This window comes from Pseudomonas sp. GW821-FHT09E04 (assembly GCF_059416185.1).
This window is the reverse complement of sequence record NZ_JBWKOR010000005.1, coordinates 66,463-83,506: the sequence shown is the minus strand read 5'-3', so window position 1 is coordinate 83,506 and position 17,044 is coordinate 66,463. Positions and strand designations below refer to the sequence as shown.

The 17,044-nt window shown below is 61.8% G+C and carries 13 protein-coding genes; all 13 read right to left on the bottom strand.

The features are described from left to right. Window positions 1-13 precede the first annotated feature (13 nt). The 13 genes from AC07N4_RS19225 to gcbA all read right to left on the bottom strand — a co-directional run bounded on the left by AC07N4_RS19225 (window position 14) and on the right by gcbA (window position 16,752). Complete coding sequence (locus AC07N4_RS19225; RefSeq protein WP_096819748.1) at window positions 14-610, bottom strand: MarC family protein; 597 nt, start codon at window positions 608-610, stop codon at window positions 14-16. 97 nt (window positions 611-707) lie between these two features. Continuing rightward, window positions 708-3,485 carry a hybrid sensor histidine kinase/response regulator gene (locus AC07N4_RS19220; protein ID WP_493065779.1) on the bottom strand — a complete coding sequence of 926 codons (2,778 nt, stop codon included), beginning with the start codon at window positions 3,483-3,485 and terminating at the stop codon, window positions 708-710. A 102-nt stretch (window positions 3,486-3,587) separates the two neighbouring features. Next, window positions 3,588-4,880, bottom strand: a complete 1,293-nt coding sequence (gene purD, locus AC07N4_RS19215; RefSeq protein WP_273540695.1) for a phosphoribosylamine--glycine ligase — start codon at window positions 4,878-4,880, stop codon at window positions 3,588-3,590. A 157-nt stretch (window positions 4,881-5,037) separates the two neighbouring features. Further along, entirely contained in the window at window positions 5,038-6,645 is a 1,608-nt protein-coding gene (gene purH, locus AC07N4_RS19210; protein WP_102620083.1) for a bifunctional phosphoribosylaminoimidazolecarboxamide formyltransferase/IMP cyclohydrolase, read from the bottom strand. A gap of 82 nt (window positions 6,646-6,727) precedes the next feature. After that, the gene (gene fis, locus AC07N4_RS19205; protein WP_003186237.1) at window positions 6,728-7,048 is read right to left on the bottom strand and encodes a DNA-binding transcriptional regulator Fis; all 321 of its coding nucleotides are present in this window, start codon (window positions 7,046-7,048) and stop codon (window positions 6,728-6,730) included. Next, window positions 7,045-8,055 carry a tRNA dihydrouridine synthase DusB gene (dusB, locus tag AC07N4_RS19200; protein ID WP_493065778.1) on the bottom strand — a complete coding sequence of 337 codons (1,011 nt, stop codon included), beginning with the start codon at window positions 8,053-8,055 and terminating at the stop codon, window positions 7,045-7,047. Before dusB ends, fis begins: the two co-directional genes overlap by 4 nt. A gap of 185 nt (window positions 8,056-8,240) precedes the next feature. Continuing rightward, window positions 8,241-9,512, bottom strand: a complete 1,272-nt coding sequence (locus AC07N4_RS19195; RefSeq protein WP_493065777.1) for a DUF3426 domain-containing protein — start codon at window positions 9,510-9,512, stop codon at window positions 8,241-8,243. Window positions 9,513-9,542: 30 nt separating this feature from the next. Next, entirely contained in the window at window positions 9,543-10,421 is an 879-nt protein-coding gene (prmA, locus tag AC07N4_RS19190) for a 50S ribosomal protein L11 methyltransferase (RefSeq protein WP_085732735.1), read from the bottom strand. 166 nt (window positions 10,422-10,587) lie between these two features. Continuing rightward, window positions 10,588-11,946 carry an acetyl-CoA carboxylase biotin carboxylase subunit gene (accC, locus tag AC07N4_RS19185; RefSeq protein ID WP_096819741.1) on the bottom strand — a complete coding sequence of 453 codons (1,359 nt, stop codon included), beginning with the start codon at window positions 11,944-11,946 and terminating at the stop codon, window positions 10,588-10,590. Between the two features lie 17 nt (window positions 11,947-11,963). Continuing rightward, window positions 11,964-12,428 carry an acetyl-CoA carboxylase biotin carboxyl carrier protein gene (gene accB, locus AC07N4_RS19180; protein ID WP_096819740.1) on the bottom strand — a complete coding sequence of 155 codons (465 nt, stop codon included), beginning with the start codon at window positions 12,426-12,428 and terminating at the stop codon, window positions 11,964-11,966. A gap of 24 nt (window positions 12,429-12,452) precedes the next feature. Beyond that, entirely contained in the window at window positions 12,453-12,908 is a 456-nt protein-coding gene (gene aroQ / locus AC07N4_RS19175) for a type II 3-dehydroquinate dehydratase (protein WP_096819739.1), read from the bottom strand. 175 nt (window positions 12,909-13,083) lie between these two features. Then, window positions 13,084-14,127 carry a methyl-accepting chemotaxis protein gene (locus AC07N4_RS19170; RefSeq protein ID WP_492574049.1) on the bottom strand — a complete coding sequence of 348 codons (1,044 nt, stop codon included), beginning with the start codon at window positions 14,125-14,127 and terminating at the stop codon, window positions 13,084-13,086. A gap of 954 nt (window positions 14,128-15,081) precedes the next feature. Then, entirely contained in the window at window positions 15,082-16,752 is a 1,671-nt protein-coding gene (gcbA, locus tag AC07N4_RS19165; RefSeq protein WP_096819737.1) for a diguanylate cyclase GcbA, read from the bottom strand. Window positions 16,753-17,044: the final 292 nt, after the last annotated feature.

Genomic DNA, 17,044 nt, shown 5'->3' with positions numbered 1-17,044 from the left:
TTCGTTTCAGGGTTCAAGGCACAAGGTAGCCTTTGACCCCGGTAAAGATGATCTGCGCCGCCAGCGCGCACACGAACAACCCCATCAGGCGGCTGACGATCTGCAGGCCCTGGTCACCGAGAATCCGCTCGATGCGGTTCGACAGGTACAGCACCACGCCAACCGTGAAACTGGCGAGCGCGATGCTCATGATCGCGATCAGCTTGTCATCCCAGTGCGGCTGGCTGACGCCCATCACCAGCAATGCACCGATGGTACCGGGGCCGACGGTCAAAGGAATGGTCAGCGGAACAATCGTCACATCCTGCTGCACGTTGTCGGTCTGTACGGCCGACTTGCCCTGCGCCATGCCCAGCGCCGAGATGAACAGCACGCTGCCGGCACCGATGCGGAAGGCATCCACGGTGATGCCGAACACGTCGAAGATCACCCGCCCGAACAGGTACAGCAACACGCTCGAAACCAGGGTGGCGATCGCAACTTTCCAGGCCAGGCGCCGTTGTTCCTTGCGCGAATAACCCCGGGTCAGGCTGATGAAGCAGGACAACACGAAGAACGGGCTATAGAGCACCAGCATCTTCAGGTAAACGCTGAACAACACATGGAGCATGATTGAAACTCGCGCCGACGAAAGTTGAACGGAGTCTATCAGGCGGATCTGGCGTCATCACGCCATGTTCCGTTCGAGGAGTGAGGACTCGCCGAGATCAGGGCGTACGGGCCGTCGTGCGGTTTTGCTGATCACGCTGGGCCACCCAGTGCTCGATCAGTTCACGCAATTGCGAAAGCTCCACCGGTTTGGCCATGTGCCCGTCCATGCCGGCCTGACGCGCTCGCTCCTTGTGTTCGGCGAGGATGTGCGCGGTCAGTGCGACGATCGGCGTTCGGATGCGCTGATTGCCGACTTCCCAGGCTCGCAGTTGCTGGGTGGCGGAGAAACCATCGAGGATCGGCATTTCGCAGTCCATCAGCACCAGGTCGTAGCGCTGGGCTTTCATGGCCTGCAAGGCTTCTTCGCCATTACTGGCGGTGTCCGGTTGCAGATTGAGTTTGCCGAGCATGCCGCGGATCACTTTGGTGGAAATCGTGTTGTCTTCGGCGACGAGGATGCGGAAATCGCTCGGGACCTTGACGGCCGTGGCCGGGCCAGTCGGTTGTGGCTGGAACACGGCCTGGCCACGATTGCGCTGGTTCAGTTCGTCGGCCAGCGTGGTCTTGAGCGTGTAGCCGGCCACCGGTTTGGCCAGGATGCGCTTGATCCCCGAGTTGCGCGCGATGATCTTGCTCGGCGCATTGCTGATGCCGGTGAGCATGATCAGCAGGATGTCGTGGTTCAGGCTTGGGTCTTCCTTGATCTTGGCCGCCAGTTGCATGCCGGTCATGCCGGGCATGTTCTGGTCCAGCAAGACCACGTCGAAGTAATCACGCAAATGCGCCTTGGTACGCAACAGGGCCAGCGCTTCCTTGCCCGACGGTACCGCGCTGACGTTCAGGCCCCAGGCGCTGCACTGTTGCACCAGCACTTTGCGGCAGGTGTCGTTGTCGTCGACCACCAGTACCCGCGCGCCTTGCAGCGGACTGTCGAGATCGGAGGTCGGATGCTCCAGGCGGTCGGGATCCAGCGGCAGGGTCAGCCACAGCGTGCTGCCCTGGGTGGCGCCGCTCTTGATGCCGAACTCGCCCTGCATCAGGCGAATCAGTTGCCGTGCGATCACCAGCCCGAGATTGCCGCCCAGCCGGTTGGCCGACAGGAAGTGCTTGCTGTGTAGCTCTGCGTGCATCAACGCATCACGCTCTTCCTGATCCATCGGCTGACCGCTGTCCTGCACGGCAATGCGCAGGCGCGGTTTGGTGCTGCGCTCATCGAGGGCAACCACCACCAGCACTTCGCCTTCTTCGGTTTTCTTCAGGGCGTTTTCCAGCAGACTCAGCAGCGTCTGGCGCAGACGCGTCGGGTCGCCGCTGATGACCCGTGGCACCTGCGGCTGGATGAAGCTGATCAGTTCGACGTTCTGCTGTTCGGCCTTGGCGCGGTAGATGCTCAGGCAATCGTCGATCAGGGCGTTGAGGTCGAACTGCACGTCGTCCAGCTCGATCTGCCCGGATTCGAGGCGGGAGATGTCGAGGATCTCGTTGATCAGGGTCAGCAGTTCGTTGCCGGCGCTGTGGATGGTCTGCACGTAGTCGCGTTGCTTGACCGACAGCGGCGTGCCGAGCAGCAGTTCGGTCATGCCCAGTACGCCGTTCATCGGCGTGCGGATCTCGTGGCTGATCTTGGCGAGGAATTCGGCCTTGGCATTGATCTCGGCGTTGCTCGCGGCGAGGTCGCGGCTGATGCTGAAGCGGCTTTCGGTGATGCTGCGCTGACGCTCGCCGAGGGCAATGCTCATCAGCAGGCCACTGATGCAGATGAAGCCCATCAGGGTCATGATCAGGCCTTGCGGTGCCACCAGGGTCAGCCCCAGCAAGGCCGGAAGGATGATCAGCGTGCCGATGTTGAACACCACCATCGCGGCGACGAACAAGCGGGCAGGGCGGTAGCCTTTCTGCCAGTGATAGAACGCCACCAGCAACATGCTCAGACCGGCCAGGGCCACCAGTGCGTAAGTGATGATGTTCAGCGGCAGGGTGTTGACGAACAACAGCAGCAGGCTGCAGATCACGATGAACAGGATGTCGCCCAGCAGCAGTTTGTTCAGCGGGTGCGGGCCGAGCGGGGCGAAGAAGCGGTAGGCGAACATCAGGCCGGCCGGCGCGGTCAGCAGCAGGGCCAGATAGGCGCCGGGGGTCTGGATCGCATGCCAGTTCGGCAGCCATGGACCGGCGAGGTTGAGCAGCAGCAACAGGCTCAGGCTCAGCAGCGCTTCACAGACTGCCAGCCACAGGCTGCTGCGCGAGCGGGTGTAGGCGTAGCGGATCAGGTTGTGCAGGATCAGCATCGCCAGGCAGCCGAACAGCAAGCCGTAGATCAGCGTCTGATTATGGTTGGCCGCGCCCATCACCGCCGATTGCAGGGTGATGTACGGGCGTAACTGGTGGTCGGAGACCATTCGCAGGTAGATGTCGAGGGACTTGTCGCTTTGCGGCAGCGGCAGCAGAAAGTCGCTACTCGGCAGGGGGCGCTCGGCCTGGGCCTGAACGGTGCCGGTTTCCCGTTGCTCGATCAGTCTGTCGCCATCGAGCACGTACAGATTGAGGTGCGACAGGTCGGGAGCGAAGATGCGCAGCACTTGTTCGTGCTTGCCGGGCGCCAGTCTGAAGCGCAACCATAACGCGCCATCGGGTTCGGCCGCGGTGAGGCGGTCAAGCTCGATAGGGCTGAATTGATTGGTGTAGCGGGCGGAGCGGATGTCGCTCAGCTGGAGGTTGCCCTGATCGTCGAGCAATACCGACCAGCCACTGCCTTGCGCGGCCTGGGCCGGGAGCATGCAGAGCAAGGTCAACAGTGTGACGGTGAAGCCTATGGCAATCCTGAGCCAGCGCACGGCGAAATCCCTTCGTAGGTTGATGCCAGAATATAACGATGCGCAGCGTCGGAACAGTCCGGCAAGGACCAAGGGCCCTTGCCGGAAACACAGCGTAGCTTATTACCGGGTTTCGCCGCGTTCACGGGCAATGGCGCGGTAGCCAATGTCGGTGCGGTAGAAGCAGCCTTCCCAGTCGATGGCCTTGGCCAGTTTGTAGGCCTGCTCCTGGGCAGCACCCACGCTGGCGCCCATGGCAGTGGCGCACAGCACCCGACCACCGGCCGTCACGACGTTACCGTCCTTGAGCACGGTGCCGGCGTGGAAGACCTTGCCTTCCAGGTTCGCTGCTGCGTCCAGACCGTTGATCGTCGCGCCCTTGGCGTAGTCGCCCGGGTAACCGCCAGCGGCCAGCACGATGCCGACGCTCGGACGTGGATCCCACTGCGCTTCGACTTTATCCAGGGCCTGGGCCAGTGCCGCTTCGACCAGTAACACCAGGCTCGACTGCAGACGCAGCATCACCGGTTGGGTTTCCGGATCGCCGAAACGGCAGTTGAACTCGATGACCTTCGGATTGCCGGCCTTGTCGATCATCAGACCGGCGTACAGGAAACCGGTGTAGACGTTGCCTTCTTCGGCCATGCCGCGCACGGTCGGCCAGATCACCAGATCCATCACGCGCTGGTGCACGTCGGCGGTGACCACCGGGGCAGGGGAGTAGGCACCCATGCCGCCGGTGTTCGGGCCGCTGTCGCCGTCGCCGACGCGTTTGTGGTCCTGGCTGGTGGCCATCGGCAGGACGTTCTTGCCGTCGACCATGACGATGAAGCTGGCTTCTTCGCCGTCGAGGAACTCTTCGATCACGACGCGCGAACCGGCGTCGCCGAAGGCGTTGCCGGCGAGCATGTCGCGCACGGCGTCTTCGGCTTCGGCCAGGGTCATGGCGACGATCACGCCTTTACCGGCGGCCAGGCCGTCGGCCTTGATCACGATCGGCGCGCCTTTTTCACGCAGGTAAGCCAGGGCAGGCTCGATCTCGGTGAAGTTCTGGTAGTCGGCGGTCGGGATCTTGTGGCGTGCCAGGAAATCCTTGGTGAAGGCTTTCGAGCCTTCCAGCTGCGCAGCACCGGCGGTCGGACCGAAGCAGTCCAGGCCACGGGAGCGGAACAGATCGACGACGCCGGCAACCAGCGGCACTTCCGGACCGACGATGGTCAGGGAAACGTTCTTCTCTGCGAAGTCGGCCAGTTGCTCGAGGGCCAGTACGTCGATGGCGACGTTTTCGCACTTGGCTTCAATCGCGGTGCCGGCGTTGCCCGGTGCGACGAAAACCTTCTGCACACGCGGATCCTGAGCCACTTTCCAGGCCAGGGCGTGTTCGCGGCCACCGCTGCCAATGATCAAAACATTCATTTCAAAAACCTCGGATGACGCTAATTCTGTAGGGGCTGATCGTTCCCACGCTCCGCGTGGGAATGCCTCAACGGACGCTCTGCGTCCGAGGGACGCGGAGCGTCCCGGGCTGCGTACCCACGCAGAGCGTGGGCACGATCAACAGTGGATCGTGTACTTAGTGGCGGAAGTGGCGCATGCCTGTGAAGACCATCGCGATACCGGCTTCGTCAGCAGCAGCAATCACTTCAGCATCGCGCATCGAACCGCCTGGCTGGATCACTGCAGTGATACCCACCTTGGCCGCATTGTCCAGACCGTCGCGGAACGGGAAGAACGCATCGGATGCCATCACCGAACCGGCGACTTGCAGACCGGCGTGTTCAGCCTTGATCGCGGCAATACGTGCCGAGTTCACGCGGCTCATCTGGCCGGCGCCGACACCGATGGTCTGACGGTTCTTGGCGTAGACGATGGCGTTGGATTTAACGTACTTGGCCACTTTCCAGGCGAAGATCAGGTCGTGGATTTCCTGTTCGGTCGGTGCGCGCTTGGTCACCACTTTCAGGTCGTCGGCGCCGATCATGCCGATGTCGCGGCTCTGAACCAGCAGGCCGCCGTTGACGCGCTTGTAGTCCCAGGCAGCAGCGCGGTCAGCCGACCAGTCGCCGCAGGCCAGCAGGCGCACATTGGCCTTGGCAGCAACGATGGCGCGGGCTTCTTCGCTGACGCTCGGGGCGATGATCACTTCAACGAACTGACGCTCGACGATCGCCTTGGCGGTCTCGGCATCCAGTTCACGGTTGAAGGCGATGATGCCGCCGAACGCCGACTCGGTGTCGGTGGCGTAGGCCAGTTCGTAGGCCTGACGGATGCCGCCTTCGGCGTCCGGGCTCACGGCCACACCGCACGGGTTGGCGTGCTTGACGATCACGCAGGCTGGTTTGACGAAGCTCTTCACGCATTCCAGCGCGGCGTCGGTGTCGGCCACGTTGTTGTACGACAGCTCTTTGCCTTGCAGCTGGGTGGCGGTAGCGATGCCGACTTCGGCCGGTTTGGCTTCCACGTAGAACGCCGCGCTCTGGTGCGGGTTCTCGCCGTAGCGCATTTCCTGGGCCTTGATGAACTGGCTGTTGAAGGTGCGCGGGAATTCGCTGCGACCTTCGGTGCTCAGGGTCTCGGCAGCCTGGTTCACGGTGCCCATGTAGTTGGCGATCATGCCGTCGTAGGCGGCGGTGTGTTCGAACGCCTTGAGCATCAGGTCGAAACGCTGAGCGTAGGTCAGGCCGCCGGCCTTGAGGTTTTCCAGGACGTTGGCGTAATCGCTGGCATTCACCACGATGGCCACGTCTTTGTGGTTTTTCGCGGCCGAACGGACCATGGTCGGGCCGCCGATGTCGATGTTTTCGATGGCGGTCGGCAGGTCGCAGCCTGGTTTGCTGATGGTGGCTTCGAACGGGTACAGGTTGACGGCTACCAGATCGATCGGCTTGATGCCGTGTTCGTTCATGATCGCGTCATCGATACCGCGACGACCGAGGATCCCGCCGTGGATTTTCGGGTGCAGGGTTTTCACCCGCCCGTCCATCATCTCTGCGAAACCGGTGTAATCCGCGACTTCCACTGCGGCCACGCCGTTGTCCTGCAGCAGTTTGAAGGTCCCGCCGGTGGAAAGGATTTCCACGCCCAGGGCTTCCAGCTCCCTGGCGAATTCGAGGATCCCGGTCTTGTCGGAAACACTGATCAAGGCGCGGCGGATCGGCAGGCGGGTAGTCTGGTCGGTCATCTCAATTTCCATCAAAAGCAAGGGAAGTCAGCAAAAAAGGCGACCGGTTTTACGCGGGCGCCTTTCTGGTTTGATTGAATGCTTACAGCAGATCGTACTGCTTGAGTTTCTTGCGCAGCGTGCCGCGGTTGAGTCCGAGCAGCTCGCTGGCTTTGGTCTGGTTGCCCTTGACGTAGTTCATCACGCTTTCGAGCAGGGGAGCCTCGACTTCGGAGAGCACCAGGTTGTACACGTCCGTGACGGCTGCGCCCTCAAGGTGGGCGAAATAATTGTGCAGCGCCTTCTCGACACTCCCGCGAAGGGTCTGGCCTTCTTCGCTCGGTGTATTGAGGTGCTGTTTCAAATTCACGTTGTCGCTCACGGGTGTTGTTCCACTCACTAAAGTCTCGGTCATCATCGTCATGCGGCCACCCCTTCTCCGTCCCCTGTCAGGCTCTTGTAACGTTCGGCGAAGAACTCCCGAACGTTGGCGCATTGTGTTTCCGTACCATCCAAACGATTGAAACGGGCGCGAAACTCCTTGGCGCCCGGCAAGGTTGCGAGATACCAGCCCACATGCTTTCGGGCAATGCGTACACCCATCACGTCCCCATAAAAGGCGTGGAGGGCGGCCAGATGCTCAAGCAGAATGCGTTCCACCTCGATCAGCTCCGGCGCCGGCAGTTTTTCGCCGGTACGCAGGAAGTGGTCGATCTCACGAAAAATCCATGGCCGCCCCTGGGCGGCCCGGCCGATCAACAGGCCATCGGCACCGGTCGCGTCGAGCACGTAGCGGGCCTTTTCCGGCGATACGATGTCGCCGTTGGCAAAGACCGGAATCGACACCGCCTGCTTGATCGCGGCAATGGTGTCGTACTCGGCTTCGCCGGTGTACAGGTCGGCGCGGGTGCGGCCATGCACCGCCAGCGCCGTGATCCCGGCCTGCTCGGCGATCTTCGCCACGGTCAGGCCGTTCTTGTTGTCGCGATCCCATCCGGTGCGGATCTTCAGGGTCACCGGCACATCAACCGCAGCCACCACGGCGTGCAGGATCTCGGTAACCAGTGCTTCATCCTTCAACAACGCGGAGCCGGCAGCCTTGTTGCAGACTTTTTTTGCCGGGCAACCCATGTTGATGTCGATAATCTGTGCACCCAGTTCGACGTTGGCCCGGGCCGCATCCGCCAGCATCTGCGCGTCGCCACCGGCAATCTGTACCGAGCGTGGCTCGGGATCGCCTTCGTGGATCATGCGCATGCGCGACTTGCGGGTATTCCACAGGCTCATGTCACTGGTAACCATTTCCGAGACTACAAGCCCTGCGCCCAATCGCTTGCACAACTGACGAAAGGGCTGGTCGGTGACACCCGCCATGGGGGCGAGGATCAAGCCGTTCTGCAATGTATATGGGCCGATGCGTACCGCCGACATAGGACTTCCCTGAAGTGGGGCCGGATCATGAGAGTTCGAAAAAGGGTTGGCATGATACCCGCTCTCGATGACTGGATAAAGGCTGAATTGAACAAAATCTGAACAGTTATTCTGTTATTACCGCCGGTTTGGTCGGTCGATGCCCAGTCAGAAAACTGCCGTCAAACCCGGAGCGGTGAAGCGTTTCACTCGGGCGAGTGGAAACTCAGGCTGTAGTTCACCGCTTTCGGCCCCGGGTCGAGGATGTCGAGGGCGATGTGGATCGGCGTCTGCGGCGGCATCTCCGCCATGCCTTCAAGGTCGCCGTTGAGGTATTCGCCGGGTTTGAAGCGACGACTGGCGATCAGGTGGCCGTTGAGGTCGGCGAAGCGCAACTCCAGCAGCGGAAACGGTTGCGAGAAGGGCGCGCGGTTATAGATGATCGCGTCCACCACCAGCGCTCCGCTGAATTCCGGATGGCTGCGCACTACCAGGTTGCTGCTCTTGATCTTGGCGATGTCGACCTTGGACGGCACCGTGCAGCCGATCTGCGGGCACAGTTGCTGGAACCACGGGCGGTATTGATCCTGGCGAGCCAGCTCATCGAAATGATAGGCGATGTACTGACCGGCGAGAGCGCCAGCGGCCAAAAGTATCAACAACAGCCAGAGCAGGCGTCGGCCCCAGGGCGAACGGCGTTTCTGCCAGTCCAGTTGCAGCGGATCGTCGGTCAGGTCCTGCAGCACTTCGGCACGTACGCCGGGCTCGCTGCGTTCGCGCTTTTTACGCGGCGGTTCGACCGGTGTCAGATCGTCGTCCGTCTCGTCACTGGCCGACAGGCGTTCGTGGCGCGCGGAATGATCGATCGGGTCGTGCAGGCGCAGTTGCGGGATGGGCGGCTCGTCATCGAGGTCCACCGGCTCCAGTGACAACGAAGGTTCGGTGCGTTCCTGCTTCACCGGTTCGAGGTCGACGGCTTCGGTTTCATGCTCGGGTTCGCTGATCCGTTCGTCCGCCGGTTCGCTGAACAGGCTGTCCGACCACGGCTCGTCTTCCGGCTCATGGCTGTCGCGTCGAGCGCTGAGAGACTCTTCGCGCGGGCGGCCGAATTCGGTGGTCAGCTGGATTTCCCGCTGCTCGAGGCGGGCCAGTTCCTGATCCAGGTCCAGGCTGTCCAGATCCAGCTCGGCGGCGCTCCACTGCTTCTGGCTGATGGTGCGCGGCTCAGGCGGTTCGATTGGCTCGGGTGGTCTGGCGACGACCGGTGCTTCGGTGACCGGTGCCGGTTCGACGATGGCTGGCGCTACCGGCGTGACTGCTTCCTTGCCTGCGCGTTGTTCGAGCAACTGCTTGGCTGCGTTGAACACTTGCAGGCAGGAGCCGCAACGAACCACCCCGCGGGCCACGCTCAATTGAGTGTGGCTGACGCGGAAACTGGTTTGGCAATGCGGGCACTGGGTGACGAAGCTGTCGGTCATGCGGCGATCCGGATTGAGCAGGCGGTCATTCTAGCGCCGACGGCCGGTGATGCGCACCCAGCCATCGCGATTGGCGATCGGGTCGAGATCGAAGTCCTGCGCGTAGGCGGCGGCGACTTCTTCACCTTGTTCGGCGAGGATCCCGGACAGTGCGAGACGCCCACCGGACTTGACCAGGCCGGACAGTTGCGGCGCCAGGGAAACCAGCGGGCCGGCCAGAATATTGGCCACCAGCACGTCGGCTTTGACCTGCGGCAGATCCTCCGGCAGATACAGCGGGAACAGCTCGTCGGCAATGCCGTTGCGACCGGCGTTGTCGCGGGACGCTTCCAGCGCCTGCACGTCGATGTCGGTGCCGACGGCTTCCTTGGCGCCGAGCAGCAGGGCGGCGATGGCCAGAATCCCCGAGCCACAGCCGAAGTCCAGCACGTTGCAGTCTTTCAGGTCCTGACCGTCCAGCCATTCCAGGCACAGGGCCGTGGTCGGGTGGGTGCCGGTGCCGAACGCGAGGCCCGGATCCAGCAGCAGGTTGACTGCGTCAGGTTGCGGCGCGGCGTGCCAGCTCGGCACGATCCACAGGCGCTGGCCGAATTGCATCGGCTGGAAACCGTCCATCCAGCTGCGTTCCCAGTCCTGGTCTTCGATCACTTCGCTGTGATGCTCGGGCAGCGGGCTGCCGGTCAGCAGTTCGAGATGGGCCAGTACCGGCGCCGCTTCGGTGCCGCCCTCGAACAGGGCCAGCAGGTGGGTGTGCGCCCACAGCGGGGTGGTATTGAGTTCCGGTTCGAAGATCGGCTGATCTTCGGCGTCCATGAAGGTCACCGAAACGGCGCCCACTTCAAGGAAAGCGTCTTCGTAGGTTTCGGCTTGTTCTGGGCTGATGGCGAGACGGACTTGCAGCCAAGGCATGGCGGGCACCTGTGAAAAAGATTGATTGCAGCCTAGCGGCCTGCGAGAAGCGCGCAAGTTTACGCGAGCGCGACGGTTTTGTGGGAGCAGGTAATGTGTGAGCAGATGAAACCTTCGGAAACAACAAAGCCGCCCGAAGGCGGCTTTGTCATGTGCGGGCTGAAGCTTAGTGCTTCTCGCCAGCCAGCTTGTGCTCAAGGTAGTGAATGTTCACGCCCCCTTTGCAGAAGCCTTCGTCGCGGGTCAGGTCACGGTGCAGCGGGATGTTGGTCTTGATCCCGTCAACCACGATTTCGTCCAGGGCATTGCGCATGCGTGCCATGGCTTCGTCGCGGGTGGCGCCGTAAGTGATCAGCTTGCCGATCAGCGAGTCGTAGTTCGGCGGAACTGCATAACCGCTGTACAGGTGCGAATCGACGCGAACGCCGTTGCCGCCTGGAGCGTGGAAATGCTTGACCGTGCCCGGGCTCGGCATGAAGGTTTTCGGGTCTTCAGCGTTGATCCGGCATTCCAGCGAGTGACCGCGGATGACCACGTCATCCTGAGTGAACGACAGCTTGTTGCCAGCGGCGATGCTGAGCATCTCCTTGACGATGTCGATACCGGTGACCATTTCCGAAACCGGGTGCTCCACCTGAACACGGGTGTTCATTTCGATGAAGTAGAAACGACCGTTCTCGTACAGGAACTCGAAGGTGCCGGCGCCACGGTAGCCGATGTCGACGCACGCCTTGACGCAGCGAGCGAGGACTTCCTTGCGGGCCTGCTCGTCGATGCCCGGTGCCGGCGCTTCTTCGAGGACCTTCTGGTGACGGCGCTGCAGCGAGCAGTCACGGTCGCCCAGGTGGATGGCGTTACCCTGGCCGTCGGACAGAACCTGTACTTCGACGTGACGCGGGTTGGTCAGGAATTTTTCCAGATAGACCATCGGGTTGCCGAACGCCGCGCCAGCTTCGGTGCGGGTCAGCTTGGCGAAGGCGATCAGGTCTTCTTCCTTGTGCACCACGCGCATGCCGCGACCACCACCGCCGCCAGCGGCTTTGATGATCACCGGGTAGCCGACTTCACGACCGATGCGCAGTGCCGTTTCTTCGTCTTCCGGCAGTGGGCCGTCGGAGCCTGGAACGGTTGGAACGCCCGCTTCGATCATCGCGTGCTTGGCCGATACCTTGTCGCCCATCAGGCGAATGGTGTCGGCTTTCGGGCCGATGAAAGCGAAACCGGAGTTCTCGACCTGCTCGGCAAAGTCGGCGTTTTCCGCGAGGAAACCGTAGCCTGGGTGAATGGCGGTAGCGCCAGTCACTTCAGCGGCCGCAATGATTGCCGGGATGTGCAGGTAAGAGTGCGCGGCAGAAGCCGGGCCGATGCAGACGGATTCGTCTGCCAGACCCAGGTGCATCAGCTCTTTGTCGGCCTTGGAGTAAACGGCGACGGTCTTGATGCCCATCTCTTTGCAGGCACGCAGAATCCGCAGGGCGATCTCACCGCGGTTAGCGATCAGAACTTTTTCCAACTTCGCAGTCATCAAAGGCTCTCCGCAGTTCAAACGATGGTGAACAGCGGTTGGTCGTACTCAACCGGCTGGCCGTCTTCGACGAGGATGGACTCGATCACACCGCTGGTTTCAGCTTCGATGTGGTTCATCATCTTCATGGCTTCAACGATGCACAGGGTGTCGCCTTTCTTCACGGTCTGGCCGACTTCAACGAAGGACGGCGAGGTTGGCGAAGATTTGCGATAGAAGGTGCCGACCATCGGCGAACGGGCAACGGTGCCGTTCAGCGCTGGAGCAGCAGCGGCAGCCGGAGCGGCGGCAGCGACTGGAGCGGCAGCGGCAACAGGTGCAGCGGCCGGAGCCTGCATCGGAGCCGGTGCGTAGTACTGCTGCGCCGGGGTCTTGCTGTGGCGGCTGATGCGTACGGACTCTTCGCCTTCCTTGATCTCGAGCTCGTCGATGCCGGACTCTTCCAGCAATTCGATCAGTTTCTTAACTTTACGGATATCCATGAATCATCAACTCCCAAGGGTCGGTCAGGGGCGTATAGCTTGTTGTTCAAGCTGCTCTAGTGCAGCCTCCAGGGCCAGTCGATAACCGCTGGCGCCAAGGCCGCAGATCACTCCCACCGCTACGTCGGAGAAGTAAGAGTGATGGCGGAAAGGTTCGCGTTTGTGCACGTTGGACAAATGCACTTCGATGAATGGGATGCTCACCGCCAGCAGCGCGTCACGTAATGCGACACTTGTGTGTGTAAAAGCTGCTGGGTTGATCAGAATGAAGTCCACACCTTCGCCGCGTGCGGCGTGGATGCGGTCGATCAATTCGTACTCGGCGTTGCTTTGCAGGTACAGCAGGTGATGGCCGGCTTCACGGGCGCGGCGTTCCAAGTCCTGATTGATCTGCGCCAGGGTCGTCGACCCGTAGGTCCCGGGTTCGCGGGTGCCGAGCAGGTTCAGGTTGGGGCCGTGCAGCACCAGTAGCGTTGCCATCTGCGTGTTCCTTGTTATGGGTGAGCCTTCGTCAGAACCCGGCGACTATGCCGCAAAGACTTTGTGACTGTCCAGTTCTCTGCAATAGCCAGCACGATCTCCGATGTTTGCGCGAAATATGTGACTGAGTGATCAGATCCGGTCATTCGCGCCGCCAAACCCCGCAGAGTTGCGATCAGACGCGGAAAGCCTGAACCGCTGTATGCAGTTGCCCACCCAATACCAGCAGATTCTCGCCCTGTTCGCGTCCTTCGCCGATGCGCAGCAAGTTATCCCCACCCAATTGGTGAATCCGTTCGCTGTGATCGCGGATTTCGCTGACCGCGCCACTTTGCTGCGCGGTGACATCGGCGATACGGACTGCCGTGTCGGAAATGGTCTGGATCGCGCCGACGATCTTGTCCAGCGCGCCGTCCGCCGATTGCGCCTGATTGGCTGTGGCTTCGGCGTGTTCAACCTGAGCGCGCATGCCTTCGACCGATTGTCGGGCCGCAGTTTGCAGGCCGGCGATCAAGGTTTGGATTTCTGCGGTGGCGCCGGCGGTGCGTTGCGCCAGTGAGCGGACTTCCTCGGCCACCACGGCAAAACCACGGCCCATTTCCCCGGCGCGGGCGGCTTCGATCGCTGCGTTCAGCGCCAGCAGGTTGGTCTGGTCGGCAATCGAGCGAATCACCGTCAGCACGCCGCCGATGGTGGCCGACTCTTCCGCCAGATGCTCGATCATCTGTGCATTGCCTTGCACTTCTTCTACCAGCGCATGCAGTCCGGTAAGGCTCAGGCCGATGACTTTTTGCCCGTGCTCGACAGCCTGTCCCGCGTGACGGCTGGCGTCTGCAGCCTGACGCGCATCGCCGGCCACTTGCTGGATGGTCGCTTCCAGTTCGCTCAGGGAGTCGCGGATCAGTGCTGTATCGCCGGCCTGATGTTCGGCACCGCTGTGCAGGTCATTGCTCAGATCGGCGAGGGTGCGACTGCTGCCCGCCACTTGTTCGGCATTGCCGCGAATCGTCCCGACCAGATCCACCAGATAGGCACGCAGGCGGTTGAGCGACGCTTCGATGTCGTGCAGTTCGCGGTTGGTCTTGCCCAGATGAATGTCTTGGCTGAAATCACCCTCGGCCCAAGTCGACAACGCGGGCGCGAGATTGGTCAGGGTGCGGGCCAGGCGTCGTTGCAGGGTGTCGATCAGCAGGGCGATCAACAGGATCAGGCCGATCATCACGCCTTGCATCAGGCGGACTTCGCTCTGGATCTGGCCGTGCTGGGCGCGCACCACTGGCTCCAGACCGGCGATGGCTTGTTGAACGGCAGCGATTTTCTGGTGGGTGGCGGTGCTGAGCTCGGTGCGTTTCTGGATCTGGTCGCGAGTGCGGGCCAGTTCTGCAGGGTAACGGCCGAGCAAACTGTTGAGTTCGCGTTTGAGGCCGACGCCGGCATCTTCGGCGACCGCTTTTTCAGTGCTTTCAATGCCCATCATCGAGGCGAAATCGTCGCTGCCGGATTCACTGCGGGTGACCACGCCAAGCAAGGGCAGGGCATCGATTGCCTGGGCCTGGGTGCGGATGTTGGTGACTTCGCGCTCGACGTCGGCGGCCAGTTCACTGCGCCCGCTGCTGACCAGTTTGTCCCGGGCCAGCGACAACTTGCCCAGGTGTTGAGACGCCGCGAGCAGCGGCGTCAGGTAAGTCGCGTTGCCGCCGGCATAGGTGCTGAGCTGATCGAGGCTGGCGCTCAGTTCGCGCTCGGCCTGCAACAGCAACGCCTGTGGATCCCCGGCCAGTTTGCCGGCGGCGAGCAGGTCGGTCTTGCTGAATTCGTCGAGGCTAGACAGGCTCGGGCGCAGGGTGTCGGCCAACGCTGGCGGCAGTTCGCCGAGCTCTTTCTGCAGGCTGTCGATGGCCTGGCTGGCGCTGCTCAGGCGCAGGGCGTCGCCGCTACCGAGGTAGTCCTCGACGTTGCGCGCGACTTCATTCTGAAATTGCTGGGACAGCCCGAGGTAGCGCTCCATCAGCAGATAAGGGCGTTCGAGGGCTTTCTGCGACCACCACAGCGTGGCGCCGAGGGCCACGCAGACGGCGACCAGCAACAGCGTGTTGAGATTGGTGAGCAACTTCAGGCGCATGACGGCTACCAACGGCAGAAATGGTAAGCGCCTGAATTTATTGCGGTTCTGTTACAGGGTTATGACCGAATCGGTGGAATCCGGTGAAAAAGTGGCACTTTGCTTTGAGTCCCGCGCGGTCTGCACCCGATTGCGGCCTTCACCCTTGGCGCGGTACAGCGCCTCGTCGGCCTGGCTCGCCATCATCAGGCTGTCGGAATCGTCGTGCATCTCCACCACCCCGGCGCTGAACGTGCACCACAGATCGTGGGGTTGGGCCGGGTAATGGATTTCGGCGAAGCGCTGGCGAATTTCGTCGAGCACTTTGTGCGCGGCTTCTATATCGGTGTCGGGCATGACAATGGCGAATTCTTCGCCGCCGTAACGGCCGATGAAATCGGTCTTGCGCAGACGCTGCTTGAGGAACAGCGCCAGACTCTTGATCACCCGGTCGCCCATGGGGTGGCCGTGGCTGTCGTTGACCCGTTTGAAGTGGTCGATGTCGAGCATCGCAAAACTCAGCGGCTTGTTTTCGCGGCGGGCGCGGAACGAGCAGTCTTCCAGTAACTGAAGAATGTGCGTGTGGTTGTACAGGCCGGTGAGGCTGTCGCGGACCATTCGCGCCTTGAGATTGCGCGCACGCGCTGCGCGGTTGCGCACCGTGGTGATCAGGTGGCGCGGCTTGATCGGTTTGGTCAGGAAGTCGTCGCCACCCTCGCTCATGGCGTCGAGCTGCTTGTCCAGGTCGTCTTCGGCCGACAGGTAAATGATCGGCACGCTGACGTAGCGATCGTTGTGGCGGATGACCTTGGCCAGTTCGGTGCCGGTGCAGGCTGGCATGTACATGTCGAGGATGATCAGGTCCGGCTGGAAGTCCGCCAGCTCGGCCATGGCCTGAATCGGCTCGATCAGCGTGCGGGTGACGATCCCGGCGCTGTTGAGCAGCCGCTCGGTGTGCATCGCCTGGGCGCGGGAGTCGTCGATTATCAGCACTTTATAAGGTTCGTACTGGGCGACGCAGGTCAGGACTTCGATTTTTTCCAGCAGGCTCGAGGCTTCGAGGGTGCCGGTGAGAAACTCCTGACCACCGGCGCGCACGGCGGCGAGGCGGGTCGGGGTGTCGGTTTCATGCAAGCTGAAGAACAGCAGCGGCAACGGTTCTTCCAGACCTTGCTGGGCTTCGGCGGCGAGTTTCAGGCCGACGCCGGCGCCGCTGAAGTCCACGTCCATGACGATGGCGGCCGGCAGGCGCTCGACCATCGAGGAGCGAAACGCCGACACGCTGTCCAGCGCCTGGGCGCTCAGACCAAAAAATTCAAGTTGCTTGGCCAGCCGCTCGGCGCGGTCGTGATCCTGAAGCATCACGTAGATCGGTTTGCGCAAGGGCGGCAGAAAGGTCTGGTCGAGCTGATCACCATGACGCAGGCCGGTGCGCGACAAGCGCTGCATCAAACGGTTGAGGTCGGTGATCAGGCCGCTGCTCAGGCGCCCGCGATTGGCGTCCACCGCTTCCAGCGACTGGCTGATGTGGTGGGCGAGTTGAGTGTGCTCGGGCTGTTCGAAGCGCTCGGCAAAACGCAGCAGGCGCAGGTTGGCCTCGCTCAGTTCGGCGAGGTCGGCAGTGGACCACTCACTGCGTTGCAGGCGCTGCCATATCTCAAGAATCTGACGTGCCTGATGAATTACCCGCTGGGCAAAGTGGTGCTTGAGGCGCTCACGGCTGGGGTCTTCTGGCTCGGTCATATCCTGACTACTAGTTAGGGTGCATGCTGAGATCGACTGGTGGCTCTATGCTAGCACCTCTTTCCGGTTACATGAGTGTCGTACGTCAATAATCTGCGGTGCGTCACCATTCAGTTTCCGACCGGCGGGTTTCAATCCGCACCGGATCGTCGGGGAAGTCCCCGTGAACAGGGCACTTCGTGGCGTATCGAGAACCAGGTTCTGCCGAAAGCGCGAAACGAAAACCTGAGGGTTCACGAATTTTTCCATCGGTATCGACAAGGTTTTCTCAGGGCGACAGGTATCAGGGAAT